This window comes from Niastella populi (assembly GCF_002078015.1).
Lineage (GTDB): Bacteria > Bacteroidota > Bacteroidia > Chitinophagales > Chitinophagaceae > Niastella > Niastella populi.
In genome coordinates, this window is the sequence record NZ_LWBP01000083.1 from 1 (window position 1) to 366 (window position 366).

General features: G+C 48.9%; 1 protein-coding gene. It reads right to left on the bottom strand.

Features of this window, described 5'->3' with window-relative positions:
- The coding region (locus A4R26_RS34835) for a hypothetical protein (protein ID WP_165760204.1) at positions 1-366 on the bottom strand (366 nt) is incomplete at both ends.

Consider the following 366-nt stretch of genomic DNA (forward strand, 5'->3'; position numbering starts at 1 on the left):
GCTGTGGTTGTATCGCTGAGTACATCGTTTACAGTCAGAATGAGGGTGCTGATAGAGTCACAGCCATTGCTGCTGGTGAGTGTGTCGCTGAACGTACCGGCGGCGGTAATATTGATGCCGTTCCAATTGTATGGCAATTGGTTGGTACAGATGGTGGCGGTGGTTGTATCGCTGAGTACATCATTTACAGTCAGGATCAGGTTGATAATCGAATCGCAACCGGCAGCGCTGGTGAGTGTATCACTGTACGTACCAGCGGCGGTAATGCTCAAGCCATTCCAACTGTACGGTAATTGATTGGTACAAATGGTGGCGGTGGTTGTATCCCTGAGTACATCATTTACAGTCAGAATGAGGGTGCTGATA